Consider the following 25,914-nt stretch of genomic DNA (forward strand, 5'->3'; position numbering starts at 1 on the left):
TGTAATATACTTTTTCGTCGGGATGACTAGGGTAGTATATTGCATTTCTTTCAATCGAAAAGAGTGCGTCATTGTCAGGGGTATAAGCCCATACTCCCTCTATTAGGGTAGGCTTGGTGTTTCTTTTGTTTTTAGAATAATTTGCGCAATTTGTAAAAAATATGATAGCTATTAATAAAGTGATGCTACCTGTTTTTTTGAGGAATTTCAACATGGAATGCAGGGTCTGAACTATTAAGAGGCGAGAATAATCTGGAAACTCCTTTGTTGCTACTCAAAGATCTGTGAAGTGCTTTGTCTTTGCTCCCAACAGCTCTTGCTGAAAAGTCTATTACATTTACTGTTGATGGATCCGCAGTGTGTCTGGAAACTTTCGATGGCCCAACCAATAATATTTTAGCTGTCATTGCTTGAATAGTCTCCTGTTTTGAATCTCCATTCTTTTTTGACTTCTCATATACATTAATTATTTTATCTCCTGCAGCTGCATATAAATCGTATGATTTCTGAGCTCCTTTATTTTCGGCATTTGTATACATAGCGTTAGCTTCTTCCTGAGGTGTCCGCTGTGTACTTGTTACTTGCATTGTACTAACTTTGGCTTCTCGCATAGACTCTGATACAACTTCTGCGCTCTTATCAGATATATTATCTAAGTTTTTCTTAGAACCATTCAGCGAAGTTGTTTCGGATTTTGTTTCTGCATACCTATTAGTTTCTGTTTCTGTTACAGATATACTTGAGTTATCTCTCGTTGTAGTTGTACCATCTTCTTTATTTATGTGATTGGATGAGTGTTCTGGCCCAACTGTTGCATTTGGCCCTAATCTATCCTCGCTTACTCTGCCGTCCGGGTCTATAAATCTTGTTGGGTCATCAAATCCATATACATATGGGCTGAATCTACGCATCAAATCCGCCAGCGGATCAACAGCATGCCAACGTCCTAACTGTGCATCATACATACGGGCGCCGTAGTCCTGCCAGTTAAGACCTAGTTCTAGCTGTTTCTCTTTGCCATTATACTGAAATTTATTCTCAAAAGCACCACCACTCCGCTCGATTCCGGCTAGGTTCAGGCCCCAGGGGTCGTAGTGGTTCTCTTGAACTAGTAGAGCGGGCTTGTGTTTTATTTCCACGTCGTCGAAGCCTACGTCGACGTCACTTTCGTTGCCGACGTAGGCCTGGATGTAGCCATCGGTGGGGGAGACGACGCTAAGGTGGAGTTCCTCGTAGTTATTCTGGGCGGCACTGGAGAGCTGCTGGGTGCGGGAGTCAACCAATACGGAGTCCTGATTGAAAACCAGCAGGCGGACGTAGCCTTTAGGAACCCGACCGAATTGCTGCAGCGTGGGCAGAACCGATAGGCTGAGGCCCAGGAACGGCACAGGGCGGAATTTGCGCGGAGATTCGGGATTAGTGGATGTGGTGCCCGAGGATTGCTGCTGGAGCAGCGTGGCGACGAAGCCTATCATGGAGAAGCCGAAGTTGAAATTCCGGACTTCTTGCTGGTAGATACCCGGGGCCGTAACCTGCACTGTGTCGCCTTTTTGGACCCGTAGAATTTTCAGGGGGCCCAGGGGCTGACCCGAGGCAGCATTGAGGCGGGACACGTAGGAGCCGGTACGGGCCACGGGGCCGGCCAGGAAGCGGGTGCTGGCAATGCTCGCCGAATCGAACTGTTGCTCCTCACGGTGGGCCCGGCTGGCGGGATCTACTTCCATAGTGGCCCTAAAAGTGGCTGGCTCACCGGTGCGGTAAGCGACCCGCAAATTGCCCAAGTGGTCTTTCAAGCTAAATTCCCGGCTGTAGCGAGTATGCGCCTGGCCATTACCGTCGCGCTGCACAAACTGTAGCACCCGGCCCTCGGCGTGGGGGAAAAAGCGCAGGGAATCCTGCTCGTACTGGAAGCTACCGGCGTAATCTGTTTGCTGAACGGGCTTGCTAGCTTGGTACACCAGCTTAGCAACCTTCTGGCCAGTGGCGCTGTAGCGGAATACGATAGAATCGTTGCCGAAAGCAATACGGCTGGGTAGGTTCAGGTGATTGTAACCAATGGCCGTGATACCCTTGTTGCGGTCGGCGGTGAGGTTGCCGTTGGCATCGTAGATGTATTCGTCGGAGCTAGTTTTGACGGCCGTAGCGGGCTGGTCCTGAAAGTCGCCGGCCAGGGAAGGGCCACCGGTGGCGGATCGGTTTGCAGTAACGCCGTCGTCGACGGTGGTCAGTTGGTTGCCTTTGTAGGAATACGCCAAGGCATCAATGGGACCGTACTGCTTGGGGGTGGTGCGGGTGGCAGCGGCCACCAGGCCACGGCGCTGTAGGGTAAGAATATTGCCGTTTTCGTCGTAGCTGACGTAGCGCAGGCCGAAGTTTTGCTTTTCGGCCGTCCAAGTGCCGGTGGTGGCGCGGGCCACGTAGTCGCCCTGTAGCAGGCGGCTGCTTTGGTCGTAGATGTAGCCGTAGGCGCGAGTTACGGAGTCTGCTTTGCTGCGCCACTTTTGCCCCGTAATGTTGCCGCCGTACTGATTATAGTCGCGGGTGAAGCCGTGATTGTAGTACAGTTCCATACCCCACAGGTCGTTGGGGTCATGCTGTTCGGTATCGTTGACGTGGGTTAGCCAGCCGCGAATGTTATACCGATAATCTACGCTCTGAGAGCCCAGAGCCAGCTTTTTCTGCTGTAGCTGGCCTACTTCATTATACTGCAGCGTGGCCAAGACCGTCGGCTGAATTTCGCCGGGCAGCTGCTGAGCATCGGTGAGCAGACGGCCGGCATGGTCGTAAGTGAAGATCTCGGCCACGGTTACGGGTGCTGGCAAGGAGCGAGGGTCGGAATGGACAGTGTAGCTTTTGAGCACCTTACCGGCGAAGTCCAGCTGGGAGGTGCTTACGTCTTCTCCACCCCGAGCATTGGTGCTGCGTACCTGAATAGGCCGCCCTTGAGCGTCGTAAAAGCTGGTGGTCGTGAGCCAGGCGCCGGGGACTGATTCGGCCACATCCAGTACCCGCACGCACGTACGCGTTATCAAACCCGCCACGCGAAGATCGGGAGCCGGAGCCGCTCCCTGAAACTGGCTGTTGTATTGGGCGTCGTAGGTGGCGTCGGGCTGGCCTGCTAGGTCGCCATCGAAATTATAATCATCATAGTAAGAAGCGGTTAAAATCTGATAATGAGTAAACTGGCCTTGGGTCGAGAGCTTTGGATAAGCTTGATGCAGAGTATAATGCTGAGGGCTTGTGGAAGCCGCCGTGCGCTGTTCAAATTGGGTGGGCGTTTGGTTGGCTTCAGCCTGCAAAACCTCCCGGTCGGCCGGGTGGGTGCACAGGCCCGTAACCACGGGACGGCCCAGGGCATCATACTTTGTGAAAGACCATTGATGCTGTTGGCGTTGGGCCGCGTCCTGGCTCAGAACCACACGGTCCAGCTGGTCGTACACCAACTGGGTTTCGCCTTGGGTGCCTGGGGTTTGCTTGGCTATTAGCCGGCCGCGGTCATCGTAGCGGTATCGGAAAAGTAAGTTGTCGAGGGCTGCCGTGACCTGCCATTGTTGCTGGCGAAGCAGAGCCACGGCTTTAGGCGGTATCACGGCCCGTAAATGGTTGAGCTCATCATAGACGTAGTACGTGTCCAGCCATTGCGGCTCTGCCTGGCCCTGCTTCGGAATTCCGGTCTCCACCCGCTTCAAAACGACTTGGTTTTGTTTGTCTTCAAACTCGAGGGTGCGGGCGTGCTGCTCGTTGCGGGTTTCTTTTACCCAGAGCTCACCGGCTGCATATACTCCGTGCGGTAGGAGGTCGGTGGAGCGGCTGCCGTAGCCGGCCGAGTAGCGTTGCACGGCATCCGCGGCCGTGCTGGGCCGCTCAGTCAGCGTCACCACATGGTCGGTAGCCAGCTGCCAGGCTTCTCCGGGAGCGGCCTGGGCTACAACTCGGTTCAGAGGTGAGGCCTCAAAGGCCGACTCGCTGTAGGGGACTCCGGTGCGCGCTACCGCATCCATGGCGGTACCGGGCCCGGATGGGCTGTCGTGGTAAAAATCGTATTGTTCCCGCAGAGCATTAATTCGGTAGCTGCCTAGGTTGTTAGTGGAATTTGCCGCCGTGTAGGGCAAGTACAACTTAGGTTGCCGCCCCAACGCGTCATAGGTCACGGGCTGCACAATGTCACGGCGCTGGGGCGACTCCTGCCGCAGCACCATCTGCATTGGTCGCGCCAAACCATCTAGGTATTCAGTCTTGATTTGGACCGAATCGACACGGGCAGTGGTCAAATCCCGTGGCGTCCGTATTGCGACGCGGGCCTGGTAGGTGCGTACATAATTCAAATACAGGGAATCCGACTGACCACTAAAGAGGCTAGGGGCTAACAGGCCGGTCAGTGGTGCGTCCTTTTCCGCATCCACCGGTAGATTTTCGGCTAAGGGCTGATAGGGTAGAATGGCCAGGTATTGCGGGCGGGTATAGAGCGAATAGTAGTGCCCCCAGGAGGTGACCAAGTCGTTCCAAACCCGAATACGATACATACCACCTTGGGCCGTAGAGAGGTGGGGTATAAGCAATGTGGTGTCGGTGGCGCCGGGAATCTCAACCCAAGTGCTACCAATCTGCCGCTCCCACTGATAGTGGTTGCGGGTGCCGGCCATACTTCTATGGAGAACTTTCGTGGTTCCGGGTAGGCCGGCGAGAGTGTCGGCTGGTAGGCTTTGCTGATTACTGTACTCGAATTGAGCAGACCAAGGCTGGCCCACATCCCGGAAGTTTGGCTCCAGGGAGCCAAAATCCAGAAAGTTGTCTTGTACGCGTAAATAACCGGGAATATTGACTTGTCCAGCCCAGGAGGGAATTGCGGTTAGCGCATTATGGTCGACAACCAGATGGCTGAGCTGCGGGAGAGCCGCTAGCTCTACCGGCAGCTTACCCCGCAGTTGGTTGTGGCTCAAATCAAGCTGCGTTAGAAATTGGCAGCGACCTAGTTCGGCGGGAATGTAGCCACTGAGTTGGTTATTGTCTAGGTAGCAATAAGTCAGGTTTTCAAGTAGGCCTATTGAATTCGGTACACGGCCGGATAGCTGGTTTTGTCGTAGGCTCAAGAGGGAGAGAGTCGTCATCCGACCTATTTCATCGGGAATGGAGCCGCTAAGCTGGTTGTCGCCTAACAGGAGGTGGCTGAGCGGTAGCGCTGTCAGCCCAACGGGGATAGAACCTGTAAGCTGATTAGAGTTAAGATTGAGCCCTACAAGATCATGGCAATAGCTCAGTTCACGTGGCACGCTCCCGGAAAAGTGGCAGGCATTTAATTCTAAAAGGAATAATTCGCTTTGCCCCAAAGCAGCTGGAATAGGTCCGCCCAAGTCCTTATTGCCACTTAGAATCAAGTAGTGCAGCTTGGTAAGCTGACCCAAACAGGCGGGCAAGGAGCCAGCCAAACCATTAGCAGGCAAGCGTAGGCTTACAATGTCACCATTGCCTACCTGAACCCCATGCCAAGTACTAGCCGCCGCCAGCGTGGTTCCCGTGAGCCACTGGTCATGACGGTCCCAGCCCGGACCGTTGGTGGCGTAATAAAACTGGCGAAGCACTCGTAATTCGGTGCTGTCGGCTACCTCTCCCTCGTAGGGAGTGGCTTGGGCTAATGCGTGCTCAACGCCCATAGTCAGGCTGAGCAAGGTTAGCAGAAAAACGAAAGTAAAAGGTATACGCATACAGGCCACAGATTAAAAGGAGGCGATAAAACCGAAAAAGAAGGGGCTGAATAGCTACGGCCGGGCGTAGTGATACTCTTGCTGCGTCAGGATATTGCCTTGCTCGTCCCGAACGCGCTGCAGGCGACCCAAGGCATCGTACTCGTAGCTGGCAGTGCGGCCGTTGACATCGGTTTGGGAGGTCATTCCCGTGAGCGGGTCGTGAGTGTATGTCGTGAGTTGAGATCCTACAGGGTGTAGCCGAAGCTCATCCAGGCGTGTCGTTGGCGTGCCAGATACTGCTACCCGGTTGCGCTCTGCCATCATTTTCAGGATTCCAGAATACTGTTGGAAACCACTGGGGTCGAGAGGCCCTACTGGGCTGACGGCATTGGGCACTATCAGGCTGTTGAGGTAAATGTCGGGTTTGGCGGTGGCCCAACAAGAGAACTGATACTCGCCGGCCGGCAGCGAATCACAGGCCACAGGGCTGAGCAAGGGGTAACACTGCTGACCGGTGTGGCCGCCCGGCGTCGGGTTGGTGAGAGGATGCCGCCAGCGGCTGGGGCAGTTTGGTTCAAAACTGGTATAGGCCAGCTGGTTGTACTCGGCATTCAGAGCCCGGGCAATGGGCTGCGTGGCTGAATAGCCCCACAAGAAGCTTTGCGGGCCAGCCCGGTAGTGCCGCGCCTGCAGAATATTACCTAGCCCATCAAACAACTCATAGCCTAGGGTGGGGCGGTAGCGCGAGTCCTGCAGGAAGCTACCGTCGCTGATAGCAGATGCCGTAAACTGTGCCGCTGGAATCGGGCTGGCCGGCTGCAACACAAAATCGTGGGTGGGCAAGATGCCGCGGTACTGCGCTATTCTTCCGCCCAGCAAGTAGTTGCTGCCCTGTTTGGTCAGCCACTGCTGCTGCTCAACGATATTGGTTAGGATATGGCGTCGGGCAAGCGTGGTGAGCCCGAAGGCTACGGCGCTTGAAGCCGCGGCCGTGTCGTAATCCAGGGCGTAGCGCTGTTGGAGAGTGAGTGTGTCGCCGGCGCTGGTCAGGGTTTGGGTGCGCGTCAGCTGGGCGTGAGTGGGGTTATCGTATTTATAAAAGGTCCTGACTACCCGATACTTCGTACTATCAGAAGGGTTGTAGGCATATTCATCTTTCTGGTATAAATAGCTCCAAGTGGATAGATACTTAAATGACTGAATAACAAATTCGGAAGGAACTACCGTGGGAATTCTGGCACCGGGGAGAAAAAACTCGGGTCGTAGAATAACGATATTAAGGCCCACGGCGTGGGTTTCATTCGGCCGGTTTGGCAAGGTAAAGTTGCTACAGTCCTCGCACTGCCCCCGGCCCGGTGGGGTATAGTTGTGGTAGTAGTGACTGACCGTCCGGGCCAGGGGCTGATAGACGGCCGCACCAGTCTTACGGCTATACTGCGTCACCTGTAGTGGGAGCCCGCGCTGCCAGTCGAAGCTGGTGGCCGGTGTAAAGGGGAAGCCATGACCGTACGGTGCCTCGTCTTCCTTCCAGGAGAAAGTGTGGTGCGTCAGGCCATGCTCGCCGGTCTTGTCTTTAAACACCAGCACGGAGGTGTAAGCTACGTTGCCACCCTGAATGTTGCCCAGGGGCTCAATGCTGTTCGACGACTGGGCAATGTAGCGGCACTCCCCTTCAACGGCTGTTTGATTCAGATTGGAATAGCGGTTCTCAGTCGTGTAGTACGAGTACGACGGCAGGGACTGAATGCGGCCACTGGACTGAGTAGAGTCCTGCAAGGGGCTGTAGCGGTAGTATTGCCGCAGGGGCTCCGGGTCATTTTTGCTGGCGAAGCTGCGGATTTCCCGGATGCGTAGGCCCCCGGCTAAGCGGGTGGTGTCCGGGGTTTGTTTGGTAACCACTTCCGTCCACATCAGGCGGAAATAGTCATCGGGACAGTAGCCATAAGTGGTAGCCGTCAGGGTGTACTCGCCCGGCGCTAGCTCCAACTTCTCCGTAAAGTCTACCTTTGGATCAGTAGTGCCACCAAAGGTTCTGCGAAAATTATCCGGCCCTTGCAGTTCCACCCGAAACTGCGGGGTGACTTGGGGTGTGCGGAAGCCGCAACCCGTACGCAGAATAGCCTGGGTAGAATAGGGTTGAATGTTGTGGGGCACGGTGAAGGTTATCGTCGTATCCTTGCGGTCATTCGGACCCGGCGTTAAGTCACTGTCGCGGCCCGCGAAAATCGAAATGGGCTGTTGCTTAATTTCGTAGCTGGTGGTACCGGCGGCGTGGCGGTACGTGTTGGGCTCAAACTCGTACTCCGTCCAGCCCCCGGTAGGATAGCGCAACGATTGAATAATGCCCGTTTGCATCATTTCTACGTGGGGCTCCCGGTCGCCGCCGGTATAGAAGCCTTTGCTCAGGTCCTTCGGGAGCAAGGTGCCAGTTTGGTTGTTGAAGTAGCCCCAGTGGTCCTGGGCCTGGCTCAGGCGGGAAGGAAACGGCAGGTCCTCCCGGTATTTGATAACGTAGCTGGGCTTCCCGCTTTCGGTGACGCTGGCCAGCTTGAGGCGGCATTTCGGCGGACCTTCGACGAAAGTGGCCCGGTCGCAGTCGGAACGAGCTTCGGGGATGTTGAAATACCCAAAACCTAGATCAAAACGCTGAATGGTGCTGCCCTTATGCACCAGAATCTGCTTGAGTGCCTTGGTGCGGGGCAGGTCGGTTCGGTCGCAGGAGCTGTAGCGAAATTCTACAAAGTCGCCACGGCTGGAGCGAATGGCGCTCAGGCGCAGGCCCTGGACCCGGGTCAGGTTTTCGGTATGTGTTTCTACCTTATCGGCGCAGCCCAGCGTGGAGCCCGAGGTGCGGTAGCGGGTATAGCTGCCTAAGCTATTGTAGCCGTAGGTGAGCGTGTCGTAAGAGAGCGTAATACTTTCGTGGGTGGGTGTCTCGACCCGCGACAGATAGAATACCGTGGAGCGGGGCGCATAGTCATCTTGAGGTGATGAATGGCCGCCGTACCGGATAATGTAGGTGGTAGCTATTTCCTGCTTTTGGAAAAAGAACTGGTTGCCTTTCTCATCCACGATGGTGTAGCCATTGCCCCGTTCAATGGCAACGGGCTCGTACGGTACGGGATGCGCCTTGCCTTCCTGGGTGTGGAAAAACTTGCCGCTTCGGCCGCACATGCTGTAGTAGTACAAATCAGGCTGGGTGTCGAAGCTGGACGTGTACACGTAGGCTGGAGTCCCCGCCGGCGACGTACCAGTAGCCCGCATGCAGTACAGGTAGTCGTTGCTGGTATACAAGGGGCTCAGAGGCCGGTCGTGCGGAACGGGCCAGGCCCCGTTAGCGTAGCCCGTTGGCGCAAAATCATCCTTGCCCAGGACCGTCGAGGAAATACTGCCGCCCGCTTGCAACGCCCAGCCCAGGCCCACGGAGCTGGCTATTTCCGAAACCCGTACCCCGCCGGCGTGATAATTCAGGCTGATGGGCAGCGTCAGGCCCCGTAGCTGCACGTCGTAGATAGGAATTGTGATGCTGGGAACACCGGAGTATAGGCTTACCGGGATTTCGGCAAACTTGCCGAGCGCCGCTGCTTCAGGCGGCGGGGGCGTACCGGCACTGAGTCGCTCCGTCATTTGGGCTAACGCCGGGTGCTCGAAGACAGCAAGCAAGAGAAGAAGGAGCCAAAAAGGTCTGGCTGTGAATCGGTTGCGGTAGAAATGTGTGCTCATAAGATGCTGTAGTAAGGACAAACTGATTTGGCCTAAGGCTTATGCCAGAGGAATAGCTGCAGGTAGGTAAAGCGGGAGGGAGCAGGTACGACGCACGAATCGTCGCGGGGCCCGGCTGGCCAGGCCGGGGGGATAGGGTATGATTATTTATCTGCTGCCTCAACAGCTGAGCAGATAAAGGAAGGGCGATAGAAAAGGCCTTGGTGCAGCAGACCTTTTCAAATAAAACACCTAGCAGTAGCGGGCTAACACTTGCATAGGGGTAGGGGGATAAGCATATTTGTTAAGAGTAATGGATACAATTTTATTCTTAATTTGAATAGTATCCAAATTTTCAATTCTTTTTTTGAATAAATTTTAATGGACTGGATTCCGGCCAAGCTGCGCACTATTCGTCAGGAGTTCAACATGACGCAGCTAGAGTTGGCCCAAGCCAGCGGATTATCCCAGCGCGACATCAGCCAACTGGAGAACGGACGCAAGGAAGGACTGCCCAAAGAGTTTATTCATTTTCTGCATAATCGGGGTGTCGACCTGAATTGGCTCTTCACGGACCCGGAGGCCGCAGAGGTCACTACTACGGTGGCGGGGGGAAAGCCGAAAAAATATCTGACCCAGGAGCCTTCGGTAGCGCTGGCCGCCGAAGAGCCGGCCGGCTACGGCCTGAGCCGCCCAAGTCGCCCGGCCGCCGAAGCTGGGGCCACGCTGCGGCTGGTGGCCCGGGAGCAGCTGGCCGAGTACCCGCGGCGCTGCTCCGAGCAGGTCTTTCAGCAGCAGCTACCGGTCTGGAGTTTACCCTTACCGCAAGTACAGCAGGGCCTGTTTCGGGCGTTTCAACTACCCGACGCGGCGCTGGAACCCGCTTTTGCTTCGCTCGACTGGGTTATTGCCCAGGCCGAAGCTCCTGATGCCGCGCTGCCAAGCGGGGCCCTGTACGTGGTAGTCACCCGGCAGCAGGTGTGGGTGCAGTACGTGTTTGTCGTGGCTGAGCAGCCCGGGCAGCTAGAGCTACGAGCCGCGCCTGATGCTGCCCCGACGGTTCTAGTACCCCAGGCTGCAGTGCTTGAGCTGTGGCGGGTAACGGGCCGGTTGAGCTTTCAGCTGCCCCCGGCGGCGCCCAAAGCCACTACCGTAGAAGCCAGCCTGCAGGACCTGCTCAATCGGGTGCAGCGCCTGGAGCAGGGCCGCTAGGGGGCTAGCTGTTCTGTCTTAACTTACCGGACAGAGCGCCAAACCAACTCCGGACCGGTATTTCCGGATGGGTCTGTCTTCTTCGTCGGAGGGCGGCGTTTTGTGCTTCCCGCCCGATTTCTATTTCCATTGCTCCTTTTGCTTTGTCAACGCATGAAGCTGCCGCCGATTCTGCTCTTTGTCAGTAGCTTGTTAACGGCAGACTACGTGCGGGCTCAGCCAACGGTAAAAAGCACGCCCTTGCACCGGTTCTTGCAGCAGCACTACGACAGCACCAGCATCTACCACAGCGGCTCGAGCTGGAACAACTCTCCCAACTATCTGATTCTGGCCAAGCACCAAAACCAGGTGGATTTTTTCACCTACACCAGCCCGTACCGGGGAATAAAAGGGCGATACTACCCCGGCCAGCTGGCCAGAAAGTTTGCCCGAGAAGACCACGCCTTCCGGGCCGCCGCTCCTGATACCAACCGCTACCTGCAGCCGCAGCCGGCACGCCCCGCTGCCCTGCAGCAAGCCTGGCAGCAGCTCGACGCCCGCCAGCTGTGGCGGGTGAAGGACGACCAGGAAACGATAAGCAAGCCCGGAACCTGCGTTGTGGAAGATGCCGACGACAACGTTTTCTACCTGATAGACCGGCGCACCATTCGAGTAGCTTCCTTTTACGCGCCCGATTTGCAGCAGTGCCTGGGTCCGGACTCGGGTCGGCGACACGCCCTGGCCGCCCGTAAGATTCTGCGCGCCCTGCTCACGAGCCGCCCGCAGTAGCCGTTTTGCGCGCTGCCGCGTACCTGCCTGTTAGACCTTTAGTTTGTAACCGCTATGCTTTATTTCCACGATACCCTGCTTCGCTACGGCTTTATCCAGCAGCGCCCTGGCTTTTATAAGCGCCCGACCAGCGCGGCCATCGGCGGCACCATGTTTTGCACCACGGGCGAAGACGGCCGGCCCCGCAAGATGCTGCTCTGGCAGCGGGGCCGCATCCTGGCGCAGGGCGACGTGGTGACCCTCGATGCCCTGGAGCAGGTGCTGCGGCGGGTGCTGGGCAATACGGTAGCCTGAGCCGGGAAATAATCCGCGTGATTGAATCATCTTGCCGATGGTGCCAGCCGGGCGTGCACGTAGGGCATCGGCCTGTAAAAATGGCCTCGTCGGCGGGCCGTATTCGAGTCAAAATACCTAGTTCCGGGTATTGCCGACCTCTGCAAAGGTGTGGACCTTTGACTACCTGAGTCGTCTTCGGCCACAGTTGTTTTTCTACACGTTTACCTTCTGATCTTTGAAAAAAACGGCTACCCTACTTCTGGGCCTTTGCACGCTGCTTGGCCAGGCTGCTTCGGCCCAAACCCTTCTTAAGGACATTATTCCGGGCGCCAATGGCGGCTACCCCAGCAGCTTTGCCGCCGCCTCGGGCGGGCTGCTCTTTGCCGCCCAGGACCCTTCCCTCGTTTTTGGCGACAATCAACTATGGAAAACCGACGGCACCTCCGCCGGGACGACGCTGTTGAAAGCTTTCAAGGTTAATCCAAATGGAGAAGACCGTTTCGTAAGCATGGGCGGCAATGTCTACTTTTCGGCATATGAGGCTGCCACCGGCTGGGAGCTGTGGAAAAGCGACGGTACTGCTGCCGGCACTGTGCTAGTGAAAGATATCTGGCCGGGCGGCGGCAGCGCGGCGAGTAGCACTCCCAGCAATCTGGTGGTGATGAACAACAGCCTGTATTTCTATGCCGCGGATGGCGTCAGTGGCCGGGAACTTTGGGCGTCGGATGGCACGGCGGGGGGCACGCGCCTGGTAAAGGATATCCGACCGGGCAGTCTGCCCGCGCTTACGGCTACCCACCTCGATGACATAGCCGTCGTGGGCAATACCCTGTACTTCAATGCCCAGGATGGGGCGGGCGGCAACGAGCTGTGGAAAAGCGACGGCACCGCCGCCGGTACCGTGCTGGTCAAAGACCTGCGGGCCGGTAACAATACGGGCAGCAATCCTCACCACCTGGCGGCGTGCAACGGCAAAGTCTTTTTTACGGCCGACGACGGAACTGTAGGAGAAGAGCTCTTCGTCAGTGATGGCACGGTAGGCGGGACCGGACTAATAAAAGACATTGCTGTTGGTGGGAATGCTTATCCGAGCGGTATGACGGCCTTAGGCAATACGCTGTATTTCACAGCGTACACCCAAACCGAAGGCTCGGAGCTGTGGAGAACGGATGGTTCCGCGGCCGGCACCATGCTGGTGAAAGATCTTAGGTCCGGAACGGGCAGTGCATTCGGGATTGTCGGGTCGTCTAATCCGGAAATGATGCCTTACAAGGGCAGCTTGTATTTTGCCGCCTTTGACGGAGTAGACTATCGACTCTACAAAACCGATGGTACCGCTGCGGGTACGGTGCTGATGACTCCCAGCACTAAATACAATGAGTTTGACTACATCGGAGCCTTTAGCGTGGTAGACGATTACCTTCTCTTTAGCGCCGGCAGCCAGTATGATCAGACGGTTGGCGTCGAGCTGTGGCGTAGCGACGGGACCGTAGCCGGTACGACTCGCTTTAAAGATCTGAACACGGGTCGGGGAAGCTCCTATCCCTCCCGGATGGTACCCTACAATGGCGCCTGGTACTTTGCTGCCGCCGATGACGCCCATGGTGCTGAGCTCTGGCGCTATGCTGGCACATCTAGTAGCGTGGCCGCCTCGCAGCAGCAGTTGGCCACCGCCTGGCCCAATCCCGTGACGGACCGGCTCTACCTGACGAAGCGCCTGCCGCAGCAAGCAGCCCTGACCTACGAGGTGCGCAATGCCATTGGGCAGGTAGTAGCCCAGGGCACCATGGGCGCAGCCACAAGTATTGGGGTTAGCCACTTGCCGGCCGGGGTATATTTCCTGCACTTGCAGGCGGCCGCCGGGCAGCAGACGGTAAAGTTTATGAAGCACTAAAGAAGCAGCTGCCCAGCTTTGCTCAGGCTGCACAATGTGCCCGTTGGCTTCGGCTGGCGGGCACATTGCTGTATATGGGTCGTCCGGGTGCAGGCTGCTTCCCACGGGGCGAATGACGCGTTGGGGCACTACTGACGGCCCGGTAGGCCCACTGCCGGGCCGCCGGGCTAACGAAACTTGCCGGCGAGTACCCGCCGCCGGCCCCAGCTTTTCAGGAACACGTGGTAGCGGTGCGAATCAGGGCTGGCTACTTCTACCCAACTGCTCCGGTGCCCGGGGCGGCTAACGCGGAGCTTGGTTGATCCGGCAACGGCCGAAGCCGGGACTTCCAGGTAAAAATGCCCCAGGGCATTCGTCGTCGCCTTAAGCTCCGGCATGTCCACTACGACAACTCGGGCCTTGCCCAGGGGCAGACCCCACCTGTTGTGAACCGAGCCGCGCAAGATTACCCGCCCCCCGGGAGCGGCCATTTCCTCGGCCTGCTGCTGCCGGGCTTCCTGCTGGGCCAGCTCGTCGGGAGCCGTATAGGTGTAGGGGGTAAACCGGGCGGCCGCTTCGGGCCGCGGAATGTCGGCTACTTCCTGATTAACTTTTTGAGCCCGGCTTTCCAGGGCCGTAACTTCGCGCAGGCCCAGTACGGTAGCGGCCGCGGCTAGCCAGGTGCGCCAGCGCGGAGTAGCCTCCGGGGCCCGCCGCAGTTCCCGGTCGAGCTGCTCTTCCGTGAAACGCCCGCAGGATACGGCCGGGTTATGCCGCAGAAACCGCAGGATTTCCGCATCGGTCATCTGAGTGAAGTCGGTGACTGTCTCGCGGCAGGCGGCGCAGTGCCGGCCGTTGGGCACTGGCGTCATCTGCTGCCACAATTCGGCGCAGGGTTTGGCAATAGTGAGCGTGGTAGCGGTGCGGGGCATAGGCAGCGGGATGAAGCGACAAAATAGCTGGTTACAAATGAATTCCGGCTACGGGCGGCTCCGGCTTCTGCGGGCTTCCTGGCGCAGGCGGCGGGCCCGCTCCTTACCAAAGATGTCTTCGGCGCTACACTCGACCCCAACCGGCGACGACTCGCACACCATAATGTGGATTGGGCCCGCTGCGAAAAGATTTACGGCTTTGCGGTACTGCCCGCAGTTAGGGTGCGTGAGCAGGAGCTCGTCTTTAGTAATCCGGCCGGCGCGGCGGAGCGGAATAGCAAAGAAAAACTCGCCGTTGGAGTCGGTTTGGGCGGCCAGCCCGAGGCGACGGAACGCAAGGTGTAGCCCGGGCTGCTGCTCGCCGGTAGCGGTGTGCACGGTGCCCCGGAGGTAAAGGGAATCGGGGGGCACAGGAGCAGGGTGCGCGGTAATAGCTGCCGCTGGCTCGGCGGCCCCGCCGGGCAAGGGCGGTTCAGTAAGCAGCATCGTGGCCACCAAGCTTGCAAATCGGCACACGAAAAGCATCGGGAAGTGAAAAAGGCCGTTTGGCAGGATGATATTGGGGTGCTTTACTCGGAGTTAGGCCAGGTTACCGCTGCCGGCCCCCAATATATACTTGCTCTTGATAAGGCGCGGTAGGTCCGTTGCCCAAAGAGATGTTGTTCGTGATTTGAATACTGTCGCCCGGATACTGAATTCTTAAGTGATTAGAACGCCGGGACGGAGAATAATATAAATGACCAGGGCCATGAATGGTGCCGGCGGACTGCTCAAAAGAGCGGGCTCTCAAAATGTAACCAGAGCCGGCCAGCTGTAGTTCGGAACCCGAGCGAACGGCTGTGAGCGTTGCTGAGGGCAGAGGAGTGATTACCTGTTGCCCATCCGAATAAACGATACGGTAATATATTTTGCTGAAGAAGTAGGTTCCCCTATAGCGTTCGGCCAAAAGCACGGCCGTATCGGCCTGAACCAGAGTGAGCGTTCGGCTACATGTGGCGGCACCCTTGGGCCCAGTGGTATTCAAGGTAACAGTGTACGTGCCGGCTTTACGAAACGTATGGCTGGGGTTAGGCAGGGTAGCGGTACTGCCGTCGCCAAACTGCCAGGCATAGGTGGCAGCATCCGTGGCCTTACTGGTGAAGTCAATGGGGGTAAAGTTCTGAGTCGAGCCGCTGTAGCTGAACTCAACCGTGGGCGGCGGGGGCGGGGGCGTTGCCTCTTCATCCGACGACTGGCAGCCGGTCAGGCCCAGCGCTACCGTAAGGGTTACAAGAGAAGTGCTTTCACTGGAGCTGCAAGGTGTGGTATCAAAAAAAGGAGCAAGATGAATAGGCCAGTTCCGGCCGAACGAAGGCCGGAGATGCCACCGCCGAACGGTGGGAAGCAGGGCTGATAGGGAGGCGGGCTGTTGCCGGGCCTAAGATAGAAGATACTGGGGCGGGGCCAATGGACAAACGTTGTTTTGCAGCGGCATCGGTAACCCCGCCGCAATATTCTTTATCTTTTGGGCCTCAAACCCCCCGCTCCCTCACAACCCATAAATGAGTTCTTTCTCTAATCTGTTTCGCCGCAAGGATATCGGCGCCATTCTGCAAAACCCGCCCGCCGATGTGGAAGGCCACAGCCACGGCGGCCTGGAGCGTAACCTCTCGGTGCGCGACCTGACGGCCCTGGGCATTGCCGCCGTCATCGGGGCCGGCATCTTCAGCACTATCGGCAATGCCAGCCACGACGGCGGCCCGGCCGTGTCATTGCTGTTCGTCTTCACCGCCATTGCCTGCGCCTTCTCGGCCTTGTGCTACGCTCAGTTTGCCGCCACCATCCCCATCAGCGGCTCGGCCTACACCTACGCCTACGCCTCGTTTGGCGAGCTTACGGCCTGGATTATCGGCTGGGCCCTCATCATGGAATATGCCGTGGGCAACATCGTGGTGGCCATTTCCTGGTCCGACTACTTTACCGGGCTCATGGAGGGAATCGGGGTGCACATTCCGACTTACCTCACCATGGGCACCCAGAGCGCCTACAAGGGCTACCACGAAGTGCTGGACCTGATGCTGGCCGGCAAGCCCCTGGCCGACGTGGCCCCGGCCACCCTGGAAGCCTACAAAACCTGGAACTCAGCCCCCGTGCTCTTCGGCGACTTCCGCCTCGTCTGCGACCTGCCCGCCTTCCTGATTACGGTGCTCATTACGGCCGTGGTCTACGTGGGCATCAAGGAATCCAAGACGGCCTCTAACCTGCTGGTGCTGCTCAAGCTCATCGTGGTGGCCGTCGTTATTGCCGTGGGCGTGTTCTACGTGCAGCCGGCCAACTGGAGCCCGTTTGCCCCCAACGGCATCAGCGGCGTGCTCAAGGGCGTGTCGGCCGTGTTCTTCGCCTACATCGGCTTCGACGCCATCAGCACCACCGCCGAGGAGTGCAAAAACCCCCAGCGCGACTTGCCCCGGGCCATGATTTACGCCCTCATTATCTGCACCGTGCTCTACGTCATTATCACGCTGGTGCTTACCGGCATGGTCTCGTACAAGGAGCTGGGCGTGGGCGACCCGCTGGCCTTTGTGTTCCAGAAAGTAGGCCTGCCCCAGCTGGCGGGCGTGGTGGCCGTGAGTGCCATTTTCGCCATGGCCTCGGTGCTGCTCGTGTTCCAGATCGGCCAGCCCCGCATCTGGATGTCGATGAGCCGCGACGGGCTGCTGCCTCCCATCTTCGGCCGGGTGCACCCCAAGTTTCACACGCCTTCGTTCAGCACCATCGTCACGGGCTTCTTCGTGGGCGTACCGGCCTTGCTGCTCAACATGGACCTGGTCATTGACCTGACCTCCATCGGGACGCTGTTTGCCTTTGCCCTGGTGTGCGGCGGCATCCTGATTCTGGACCCCCACGGCACCTCCGAGGCCCGCTTCAAGGTGCCCTACATCAACGGCCAGTTTGTGCTGCCCGTGCTGATGGTCATCGGTATTGCGCTGCTGTTCGTCTACAACGGCGCGGCCGTCAGTGAAATGGGCCGGGTCGTGACCGGGGCCGGGGGCTACGAGGCCTTCCGCCACTACATCCCGATGCTGGTGTTCTTCGGCTTCTGCATCTACCTGACCATTGCCTCGGTGCGCCGCCGCCTTTCGCTGCTGCCCACGCTGGGCTTGCTCACCAACCTCTACCTGATGACCCAGCTGGGCATCAACAACTGGCTGCTGTTCTTCGGCTGGCTGGTACTCGGTTTGGCTTTGTACTTCAACTACGGCTACAAGCACAGCAAGCTGAACGCCAGCCCTGCGGCCAACAGCTAGCCGCCGGTGCTTCGCCAGGCGCTTCGCCTTATCCTGTCTGGACGCTGGATTCCGCCCGCCGCCCCCTCGCAGGGCCGGCCGCCGCGGCATCTGGCGTCCAGCCTGCGTTTGAAGCCGTGGTAAGGCGGCCCCAAGCCCTGCCCGTAGCCCCCGAAACGGCCGCTACAACTCCCGAAGTCTCGGCCGTAACGACCGAAGCAGTGAAATTAGCTACCGGATGCCTCTTCGGTTGCTACGGAAACCGCTTCGGGCGCTACGGATAATGCTTCAGGAGCTACCGCCGGTGCTTCGGACGCTGCCGTTGGGGCTTCGGTTGATACAGTTGGCGCTTCGGTTGCTACGGGTGCCGCTTCGGTTGCTAAGGATGAGGTTTCGGGCGCTGCCGCGGGGCCTACCGCCGGGGATGGCCGAGTTGGGGTGGCGGGTAGGATTTGTGTGCCCGGGCCAATAGCTTCGTTGCGGCCCAGCTGGGCGGCCCGCCCCGCCGCTTACCCCGCCGGGCGCTCTGCTCTTACACCCGGTATTTTCTCCGGCTTACCTGCTTATGTCAACTGAACCCCTCCCCGCCCCGGCCAGCCTGCTTTCCCGCCTCCACGCCTCCCGCGAAGAGCTGCTGGATCTGGGCCTGCGCAACCCGCTGCTCAACTTCCGGCCCTCCCCGGCCCGGGGTGTACTAGTGGTGCAGGAAGAGTCGGCGGCGGTGTACGAAGGACTGGTGCGCCAGGGCAAAACCATGTACTTTCTAGCCGCGCCCGAGGCAAAGTCTACAACGGGCAAGCCAGGGCAAACCGAACAAGTAGAGCCCCCGGAAGAACCAGCCGCAGCCACTACGGCCCCAGCCGCAGAAACTGCCGACAACCAAGCGCCGACGCTAGCCGAAGCCGAGCGCCAGCGCCTGCTCACCGATAATAAGCTGCAAACCGCCGAGCCGCTGGAGAAGCTCGAAAAGCGCCTGCTCAACACCTACTACACGGCCCGCACCAGCCTGGAAGAACAGGGCGTTAATATTCTGTATCTGGCGTTGGGCCAACTGACGTGGTACGAGGCCGACAGCAGCCCGGAAGCGCGGCAGGCCCCGCTGCTGCTGGTGCCGGTACTGTTGGAGCGGGGCACGGCCGCCGAGCGGTTTAAGCTGCGCCACACCGGGGCCGAAGTGGAGGGCAACCTGAGTTTGCAAGCCAAGCTGCGCACCAGCTTCGGGCTGGGTCTGCCCCTGCCCGAGGCCGAGGATGAGCTGCGCGTAGCCGAGTATTTCGCGGCCGTAGCCCAGGCTGTGGCCGGGGTGCCGCGCTGGCAGGTGCAGCCCGACGCCATAGCCCTGGGCTTCTTTTCCTTCGGCAAGTTCCTGCTCTACCGCGACCTGGACCCCAGCACCTGGCCCGCCGCGGGCGGCCTGCTGGAGCACCCCGCCATTGCCGCCCTGCTCGGCCCCGACACCGGCTTCCAGGATGCCGCGCCCACCCTCGACGACTCGGCTTTTCTGGACACCGAAAGCCAAGCCCACGCGCTGCACCAGGTGCTGGATGCCGACTCCTCGCAGCTGCTGGCGCTGCTGGCCGTGCAGGAAGGCCGCAACCTGGTGATTCAGGGTCCGCCCGGCACGGGCAAGTCCCAGACCATTGCCAACCTGCTGGCCGAGGCCATTGGGGCGGGCAAAAAGGTGCTGTTTGTGGCCGAGAAAATGGCGGCCCTGGAAGTGGTGCAGCGCCGCCTCGAAAACCTGGGTCTGGGCGCGGCCTGCCTGGAGCTGCACAGCCACAAAGCCAACAAGAAAGCTCTGCTCGACGAGCTGCGCCACACGCTCAGCCTGGGCCGCCCGGCCGCCGCCCCCGACCTGGCCGACCAGATGGCCCAGCTGCCCCGCTACCGCACCGCTCTGAACGACTACGCTCTGGCCGTCAATGCCCCCATTGGCCGTAGCCGCCGCACCGCCCAGCAAGTGGTGGGCGAGTTGCTGCGCCTGCGGGAAGAGTCGGGGGCGGTAGAGCTGCCCCGCCTGGCTTTTGCCCGCTTGCCCGAGTGGACCGATGCCGATGCTACCCAGGCCGAAACCCAGGCGCGACGCGTGCAGGCCGTTTTGCAGAAGATTGGCCGACCCAAAAACCTGCTCTTCTGGGGGAGTGAGCTGTTCGTCCTGCTGCCCGCCGACCAGCAGGCCCTGACGCGGCAGCTGCGGGAAGCCGCGGCGGCCGTAGCCGATTTGCAGGCGGCGGCTCAAACCCTGGCGCAGCGCCTGGGCCTGCCGGCTCCCGCCGCCCGCGCCGCGGCCGAAGCCCTGCTGCCCGCCGCCCGCCACGCCCAGCTGGCCCCGCCGCTGCCCGGAGTAGCCGTGGCCGACGCCAGCTGGGTGCAGCGTGCCACGCAACTCAACGAAGTGCTGGGGGCCGGGGCCCGCTATACGGCCTTGCACCAGCAGCACGACGCGGCCCTGCTGCCCGAGGCCTGGAACCAGGAGCTGCTGGTGGAGCGGGCCGCCCTGCTGAGCTACGGCGACAAATGGTGGAACTTCCTCAGCTCTGACTTTCGGCAGGCCAAAAAGCGCCTGCAAAGCCTGTGGCGCGGCCCCTTGCCCACCGAGCCGGTGGCCGTGCTGCCCGTGCTGGATGCCATTCACGAAGCCCGCCGCCACGCCCAAATGGTGCAGGAGGCGGGTTCCTGGGCGGAACCGTTGTTTGGGTCCGCCTGGCAAAATCTGCGCTCCGACTGGCCCGCGTTGCGCAAAGCCGCCGACTACCTGACCCAGACGCACCAGCGCATTGCCCAGCGCCAACTGCCCGCCGAGCTGCTGCAGTATTTGGCCCAGGCCCCTAATCCGGCGACGGTTGCGGCTCCACTAGCGGCGCTGGAAACGGCTCTGGCTCAGCACCGGGCGGCTCTGCAGGCCGTGGCTCAGGCCTTGCAGCTCAACGAAGCCCGCCGCTTTGGTCCCGAGGGCCGGCTGGAGTTTCAGCCTTTTGCCGCCCAGCACGCCACGCTCAGCGCTTGGCTCGCCGACGTGCCCGCCCTGCGCCTGACCACCGAATGGAACAACGTGGCCGCGGCCGTAACAGCCGACAACCTGCCCGAGCTGCTGACGCTGGCCGAAACCTGGGAGCCGGCCGCCCAGCACCTGGCCGCGGCCGTGCGCCAGACCTGGCTGGAGTTTTTGCAGAAGCAGGCCTACAGTCAATTTCCGGCGTTGCGGCAGTTTGAGCGGGCTAGCCACGAGCAAACCGCCGCCCATTTCCGCGAGGCCGACGAAGACTCGCTCTATCACAACCGGGTGCGGGCCATGCAGCAGCATTTCAGCCAGTTGCCCAACGCCCAGGCCAGCGGGCAGATGCTGCTGCTGCGCAACGAGTTTGCCAAGAAAACCCGCCACTTGCCCCTGCGCAAGCTCATGCAGCAGGCCGGCCGTGCCATCCAGGCCATCAAGCCGGTGTTTATGATGTCGCCGCTGTCGGTGGCCAGCTACCTGCCCCCGGGTGCCGCCGAATTCGACCTGGTCGTCTTCGACGAAGCCTCACAGGTGAAGCCCGTCGATGCCCTGGGCGCCATTGCCCGCGGCCGGCAGCTGGTGGTGGTCGGCGACTCGAAGCAGCTGCCGCCCACTTCCTTCTTCGATTCCCTGACCGGGGCGGGGGAGGAGGCCGACGAGGAAAACGTGACGGCCGACATCCAAAGCATTCTGGAGCTGTGCAAAGCCCGGCAAATGCCCGAGCGGATGCTGCGCTGGCACTACCGCAGCCAGCACGAATCGTTGATTGCGCCGTCCAATCACCTGTTTTACGACGACAAGCTGGTCAGCTTTCCCAGTCCGGGCGGGCAGGGGCCGCTGGGCTTGGTTTACCATCATTTGCCCGATACGCACTATGAGCGGGGTACTACCCGCACCAACCCGCTGGAAGCTGCCGCCGTGGCCCAGGCCGTGCTGCACCACGCCCGCACCACGCCCACGCTCACCCTGGGCGTGGTGGCCTTCAGCCAGGTCCAGCGTCAGGCCATTGAGGATGCCCTGGAAAAGCTGCGCCGCCAGCAGCCTGAGACGGAAGACTTTTTCAACCGCCATGCCCACGAGCCTTTCTTCGTGAAGAACCTCGAAAACGTGCAGGGCGACGAGCGGGACGTGATTCTGATCAGCCTCGGCTACGGCCGCACCCGGGAAGGCTACCTGAGCATGAGCTTCGGGCCCCTGAACGGCGAGGGTGGGGAGCGGCGCCTCAACGTGCTCATCACCCGGGCCAAGCAACGTTGCGAAGTCTTCACCAACCTCGCGGCCGACGACCTGGACCTGACTCGCACCACGGCCAAAGGCGTAGCGGCGCTCAAGACCTTTCTCAACTTTGCCCAGCACAGGGTGCTCAACCATAACCAGGAAAGCGGCCGGGCCCCGGAGTCGCCATTCGAGGAGGCCGTGTACCGCGCCCTCACGGCCCGGGGCTACACCGTGCGTCCCCAGGTCGGCTCCCAGGGGTTTTATATTGATCTGGCCATCGTTGACCCCGACCAGCCCGGCCGCTACGTGCTGGGTATCGAGTGCGACGGGGCCATGTACCACGCGGCCCGCTCGGCGCGCGACCGGGACCGGCTGCGCCAGCAGGTACTCGAAAACGTGGGCTGGCAGCTGCACCGCATTTGGAGCACCGACTGGTTTCGGGACCCGGCCGGCGAAACCGAGCGGACGGTGCAGGCCATTGAAAACGCCCGTCGTGGGACTGCTTCAAAGGAAGTAGAAGCGGAAGAACCCGCCGAAATCGAAGCACTGTTGGGAATAACCCGGGAAGACGCTCCTGCCGGCCCCGCGCCCCTGGCCGAGCCGTATCAGCTGACCCAGCTGCCCGCCGCCGCCCGGCAACTCGAAGTGCACCAGCACCCCATGGCCCGCCTGGCCGGCTGGGTGGCCCAGATTGTGGCCATCGAAAGCCCGGTTCACCTGGATGAGGTAACGCGCCGCATTGCCCTGGCCACCGGCGCCACCCAGGTCGGCGCCCGGATCCGCAAAAGCGTGGCGGCGGCCGTGCGGCTGGCCGTGAATCTGCGCCACATCCGGCTGGAAGGCGACTTCCTCTGGACCCCGACGATGACGGCGGCTACCGTGCCACTGCGGGACCGGAGCGCCCTGCCTGCCGTGTCGCGCAAGCCGGGCTTCGTGGCGCCCGAAGAGCTGGCCCGGGCCGTTCAAACTATTGTGCAGCACAGTTTTGCCCTGGAACGGCCGGCCGTGGTGCTGCCCGTGGCCCGGCTGCTAGGCTTTGCCCGCCCCGGTGAGGAAATGCGCCAGCTCATCGACGCGGCCGTGCAGCAGCTGCTGGAAGCCGGGGCCGTGCTGGAATCCAACGGGGTGCTGCAGCCCGTCGGCTAGCGCGGCTGGCGGCATGCCGGCCAACGCGTAACGATACGGCAGCAGGGCGCTGGCGGAAGTTGGGCCAAGGCTTTGATTCCCGGCCGCTCGGGTCTTGACTATTTCGGCTACCTTGATTCGATAAATGATAGTTATCAGATAGTTATCGGCCATGAACCCTGTTGCTAGCCTTATCACCGGTTCAAACTTACCGGCGGGCGAAACCCTGTTTGTTACGTTTCGGTTGGCGGGCTCGGTGTCTACGCGGGCTTTTCGGGCGCTGTATCAGGAGCGGCAGACGGCGCAGGACGCGGCCCGGCTGCTACCCGCCCCGGAGCTGCCGGCTGCCTTTCGCCGGGCCGAAAAACTCTTTTTCCTGGGTTTCGACGCCCTGCTCGATGCTGCCACGGTGGGGCCGGTATTTCTGGAAAAGGAGAAAATAGCCGACATCGTGGCTGCGGAGCTGCTACTACTCGAGGAGCTCGGGTTTCTGGTCGTGGCTTTTGTGCTGCTGCCCAACCACGTTCATGCCCTGCTTCACTTGCCGGCCGGTAGCGGGGTTTCCTTCTACAAAGCCTTGGAACTGCTCCAGCAGCGCACCGCCGCGCAGTGCCGCCGGCTGCTGCAGGCCACTCTGCCGCCCGAGGCCGACTTCTGGCAAACCGGCAGCTACGACTACCCCGTACATGATGCCACCGAGCTACGGCGCCTGCTGACCTACCTGCGCACCCACGCCACCCGTACCGGCCACGCCGGCCGCTGGCTCGACTGGCCCTACCGCTACGTGGCCCCCGCCTACGAGTAAGCCGCTGCCCTCTTCCTGACTCCAATGAAGCCTGTTTTTCACTTTGTTTATACCGGGCTTCTGTTTCTGCCGCTGCTGCTCGGCCTGCCTGCCGCGGCCCAGTCTCCCGCCGCCGACAGCGTCAGCACCGACCGGCTGCTGTTCTACACCTTCGCCAACGACGCCTTTTTCCGCACCGATTACTACTTCACCCAGGGCATGACCCTGAACGTGGTGCTGCCGGTGTTGCGCAAGTCGCCGGTCAACCGAATCCTGTTGCCCGCCCGCGCGGGGCAGGTGCAGCACTACGGCGTAAAGCTGTTCTACGACGGCTTCACGCCCCTGCGCATCCAGGACGATACCATCCGGCGCGGCGACCGGCCCTACGCATCCTACATCTACGCCACGCTCTACCGCACCGCCACCAACCCCGCCGCGAAGCGCCGCCTGACTTCGGGGCTCAACATCGGCTTCATCGGTCCGGCGGCCGGGGCCAAGGGCTTCCAGACCAAAGTCCACGAGCTGATTGATGCGCCCACGCCCCGGGGCTGGAACTACCAGATCCGCAACGACCTGGTATTAGGCTACGAAGCAGCACTGGAACAGCAGCTGCTGGCCGCGGGCAACGCCGTAGAGCTAATCGGGCAGGGGCAAGCCTCTCTGGGCACGCTCAACACGTTTGCCGGGGCCGGCCTGCTGCTGCGCGTGGGTAAAATGAATCCTTACTTTCAGAACCTGGGCCTGGCCTCACGGGCCAACCGGGTGGGGCTGCAACGGCTGCAGCTGTACGCCACCGGGCAGGCAGAGGCCCGGGTAGTGGGCTACAATGCCACGATGCAGGGTGGCCTGTTCAACCGCACCAGCCCCTACACCCTGGCCGCTGCCGATATCAAACGGGTGGTGGCCCAGGGTACGGCCAGTGTGGTGGCCGCCTACGGCGGCGTGAGCCTGCGCACTTCCGCCGTCTGGATTACGCCCGAGTTCAAAGGCAGCCGCCACCACGCCTGGGTGCAGTTTGGGCTGGGCGTGGCGTTGTAAACTGGTGAGCCTAGCCGGTTGTCAAGTCTTTACTTGGCCCGGTGAATAATGGCCACGCTGACCAGGATAATCACCATGCCCAGCAGGTGCCACAGGTTGAAGTCCTCCCCGTCCAGAAAGCCCCAGGCCAGGGCCATAATGGGCACGATGTACGTGTTGGAAGCCGCAAACAAAGCCGTCGACTGCTGGATAAGCTTGTTGAAGAGCACCATGGCCACGGCCGTGCTCATCGTGGCCAGCAGGGCAATGTAGCCGAAGGCCGTCCAGGCGCCGGGCACGTGCTGCAGCTTGTACAAAAACTGGGTGCCCACGAGCAGGTACACCACTGCCGGTCCGCCGATGTAGAGCAGCAGCAGACCCGTCACGGCCAGGGGCGGAATGCCGTGCAGCCGGTTCTTAATCACGTTCACGCTCACCCCGTAGCCCATGGTGGCCAGCACGATGTAGAGGCCGTACCAGGCGTTGCCTTCCCCAGTAGGCGTGGCCGCGCCCCCGCTGCCGCCCAGCAGCATCAGCACCACCGTGCCCACCAGCCCCAGCACGATGCCCAGTACCCGCAGCGGCGTGAGCTTCTGCCCGAAAAACAGCGCCCCGACCAGCAAGGTAAACACGGCCGTCAGGGCGTTGAGCACGCCGGCCAGGCCCGAAGCCAGCTTGGTTTCGGCGTAGGCAAACAGAAACGCCGGCACCAGGGTGCCCACCACGCCGCTTAGCACCAGCCACTTGACCCGGCCCCGCTCCAGCTGCGGCAGGTGCCGCACGGCGAAAGGCAGCAGAATCAGGGCCGCTACCGTGACGCGGGTGGCGCCCAGCTCCATGGCCGAAAACACCACCAGCCCCTTTTTCATCAGAATAAACGACGTGCCCCAGATAGTAGCCAGCGTGAAGAGCAGCACCCAGGCCGAAGCCGGCGTACGGTGGGGCGGGGGCGAGGCTACCGGCGTGGTTTCGGGAGCAACGGTAACGGCCGGGGCGGGAGAAGTAGTGGAAGGCATGCGGGGCGAAGTAAGCGGAAGGCTGCAAAGATAGCCGAACCAG

The 25,914-nt window shown here is 60.4% G+C and carries 14 protein-coding genes; 8 read left to right on the forward strand and 6 right to left on the reverse strand.

Annotation, left to right across the window (positions count from 1 at the left end):
• Nucleotides 1-185 precede the first annotated feature (185 nt).
• Both CLV45_RS25240 and CLV45_RS20585 read right to left on the reverse strand, forming a co-directional pair.
• Entirely contained in the window at nt 186-5,402 is a 5,217-nt protein-coding gene (locus tag CLV45_RS25240) for a DUF6443 domain-containing protein (RefSeq protein WP_211289983.1), read from the reverse strand.
• A gap of 354 nt (nt 5,403-5,756) precedes the next feature.
• Nucleotides 5,757-9,311 carry an RHS repeat protein gene (locus CLV45_RS20585; protein WP_157807684.1) on the reverse strand — a complete coding sequence of 1,185 codons (3,555 nt, stop codon included), beginning with the start codon at nt 9,309-9,311 and terminating at the stop codon, nt 5,757-5,759.
• A 456-nt stretch (nt 9,312-9,767) separates the two neighbouring features.
• Between CLV45_RS20585 and CLV45_RS20590 the strand changes: the two genes are divergently transcribed.
• The 4 genes from CLV45_RS20590 to CLV45_RS20605 all read left to right on the forward strand — a co-directional run bounded on the left by CLV45_RS20590 (nt 9,768) and on the right by CLV45_RS20605 (nt 13,536).
• Nucleotides 9,768-10,598, forward strand: coding sequence for a helix-turn-helix domain-containing protein (locus tag CLV45_RS20590; RefSeq protein ID WP_100338373.1), 831 nt, complete (start codon nt 9,768-9,770; stop codon nt 10,596-10,598).
• Between the two features lie 153 nt (nt 10,599-10,751).
• The gene (locus CLV45_RS20595; RefSeq protein ID WP_100338374.1) at nt 10,752-11,366 is read left to right on the forward strand and encodes a hypothetical protein; all 615 of its coding nucleotides are present in this window, start codon (nt 10,752-10,754) and stop codon (nt 11,364-11,366) included.
• Between the two features lie 54 nt (nt 11,367-11,420).
• A complete protein-coding gene (locus tag CLV45_RS20600) occupies nt 11,421-11,660 on the forward strand; it encodes a hypothetical protein (RefSeq protein ID WP_100338375.1) in 240 nt (79 codons plus the stop codon).
• A gap of 217 nt (nt 11,661-11,877) precedes the next feature.
• A complete protein-coding gene (locus tag CLV45_RS20605) occupies nt 11,878-13,536 on the forward strand; it encodes an ELWxxDGT repeat protein (RefSeq protein WP_100338376.1) in 1,659 nt (552 codons plus the stop codon).
• 167 nt (nt 13,537-13,703) lie between these two features.
• Here CLV45_RS20605 and CLV45_RS20610 read toward each other — a convergent pair whose 3' ends face one another.
• The 3 genes from CLV45_RS20610 to CLV45_RS25625 all read right to left on the reverse strand — a co-directional run bounded on the left by CLV45_RS20610 (nt 13,704) and on the right by CLV45_RS25625 (nt 15,834).
• Nucleotides 13,704-14,447, reverse strand: coding sequence for a carboxypeptidase-like regulatory domain-containing protein (locus CLV45_RS20610; RefSeq protein ID WP_100338377.1), 744 nt, complete (start codon nt 14,445-14,447; stop codon nt 13,704-13,706).
• Nucleotides 14,448-14,495: 48 nt separating this feature from the next.
• Entirely contained in the window at nt 14,496-14,933 is a 438-nt protein-coding gene (locus CLV45_RS20615) for a hypothetical protein (protein WP_157807685.1), read from the reverse strand.
• Between the two features lie 103 nt (nt 14,934-15,036).
• A complete protein-coding gene (locus CLV45_RS25625) occupies nt 15,037-15,834 on the reverse strand; it encodes a PKD domain-containing protein (RefSeq protein WP_100338379.1) in 798 nt (265 codons plus the stop codon).
• A gap of 154 nt (nt 15,835-15,988) precedes the next feature.
• On the opposite strand from CLV45_RS25625, the gene CLV45_RS20625 reads away from it, so the two are divergent.
• From CLV45_RS20625 to CLV45_RS20640, 4 genes are all read left to right on the forward strand, one after another.
• Entirely contained in the window at nt 15,989-17,734 is a 1,746-nt protein-coding gene (locus CLV45_RS20625) for an amino acid permease (protein WP_100338380.1), read from the forward strand.
• 544 nt (nt 17,735-18,278) lie between these two features.
• Entirely contained in the window at nt 18,279-23,075 is a 4,797-nt protein-coding gene (locus CLV45_RS20630) for a DUF3320 domain-containing protein (protein WP_100338381.1), read from the forward strand.
• 151 nt (nt 23,076-23,226) lie between these two features.
• Nucleotides 23,227-23,859, forward strand: coding sequence for a hypothetical protein (locus CLV45_RS20635; protein WP_157807686.1), 633 nt, complete (start codon nt 23,227-23,229; stop codon nt 23,857-23,859).
• 24 nt (nt 23,860-23,883) lie between these two features.
• Nucleotides 23,884-24,876: a lipid A deacylase LpxR family protein gene (locus CLV45_RS20640; protein WP_100338383.1), complete on the forward strand. Its 993-nt coding sequence runs from the start codon at nt 23,884-23,886 to the stop codon at nt 24,874-24,876.
• Nucleotides 24,877-24,905: 29 nt separating this feature from the next.
• Here CLV45_RS20640 and CLV45_RS20645 read toward each other — a convergent pair whose 3' ends face one another.
• Complete coding sequence (locus CLV45_RS20645) at nt 24,906-25,871, reverse strand: DMT family transporter (protein WP_100338384.1); 966 nt, start codon at nt 25,869-25,871, stop codon at nt 24,906-24,908.
• Nucleotides 25,872-25,914 lie beyond the last annotated feature (43 nt).

It is taken from the genome of Hymenobacter chitinivorans DSM 11115, assembly GCF_002797555.1.
Lineage (GTDB): Bacteria > Bacteroidota > Bacteroidia > Cytophagales > Hymenobacteraceae > Hymenobacter > Hymenobacter chitinivorans.

Excerpts from the sequence above, each read along its gene's own strand:
- CLV45_RS20600 (WP_100338375.1), top strand. The coding sequence starts at position 11,421 with ATGCTTTATTTCCACGATACCCTGCTTCGCTACGGCTTTATCCAGCAG.
- CLV45_RS20595 (WP_100338374.1), top strand. The coding sequence starts at position 10,752 with ATGAAGCTGCCGCCGATTCTGCTCTTTGTCAGTAGCTTGTTAACGGCA.
- CLV45_RS20615 (WP_157807685.1), bottom strand. The coding sequence starts at position 14,933 with ATGCTGCTTACTGAACCGCCCTTGCCCGGCGGGGCCGCCGAGCCAGCG.
- CLV45_RS20590 (WP_100338373.1), top strand. The coding sequence starts at position 9,768 with ATGGACTGGATTCCGGCCAAGCTGCGCACTATTCGTCAGGAGTTCAAC.
- CLV45_RS20630 (WP_100338381.1), top strand. The coding sequence starts at position 18,279 with ATGTCAACTGAACCCCTCCCCGCCCCGGCCAGCCTGCTTTCCCGCCTC.
- CLV45_RS20625 (WP_100338380.1), top strand. The coding sequence starts at position 15,989 with ATGAGTTCTTTCTCTAATCTGTTTCGCCGCAAGGATATCGGCGCCATT.
- CLV45_RS20645 (WP_100338384.1), bottom strand. The coding sequence starts at position 25,871 with ATGCCTTCCACTACTTCTCCCGCCCCGGCCGTTACCGTTGCTCCCGAA.
- CLV45_RS20610 (WP_100338377.1), bottom strand. The coding sequence starts at position 14,447 with ATGCCCCGCACCGCTACCACGCTCACTATTGCCAAACCCTGCGCCGAA.
- CLV45_RS20635 (WP_157807686.1), top strand. The coding sequence starts at position 23,227 with ATGAACCCTGTTGCTAGCCTTATCACCGGTTCAAACTTACCGGCGGGC.
- CLV45_RS20585 (WP_157807684.1), bottom strand. The coding sequence starts at position 9,311 with ATGACGGAGCGACTCAGTGCCGGTACGCCCCCGCCGCCTGAAGCAGCG.
- CLV45_RS20640 (WP_100338383.1), top strand. The coding sequence starts at position 23,884 with ATGAAGCCTGTTTTTCACTTTGTTTATACCGGGCTTCTGTTTCTGCCG.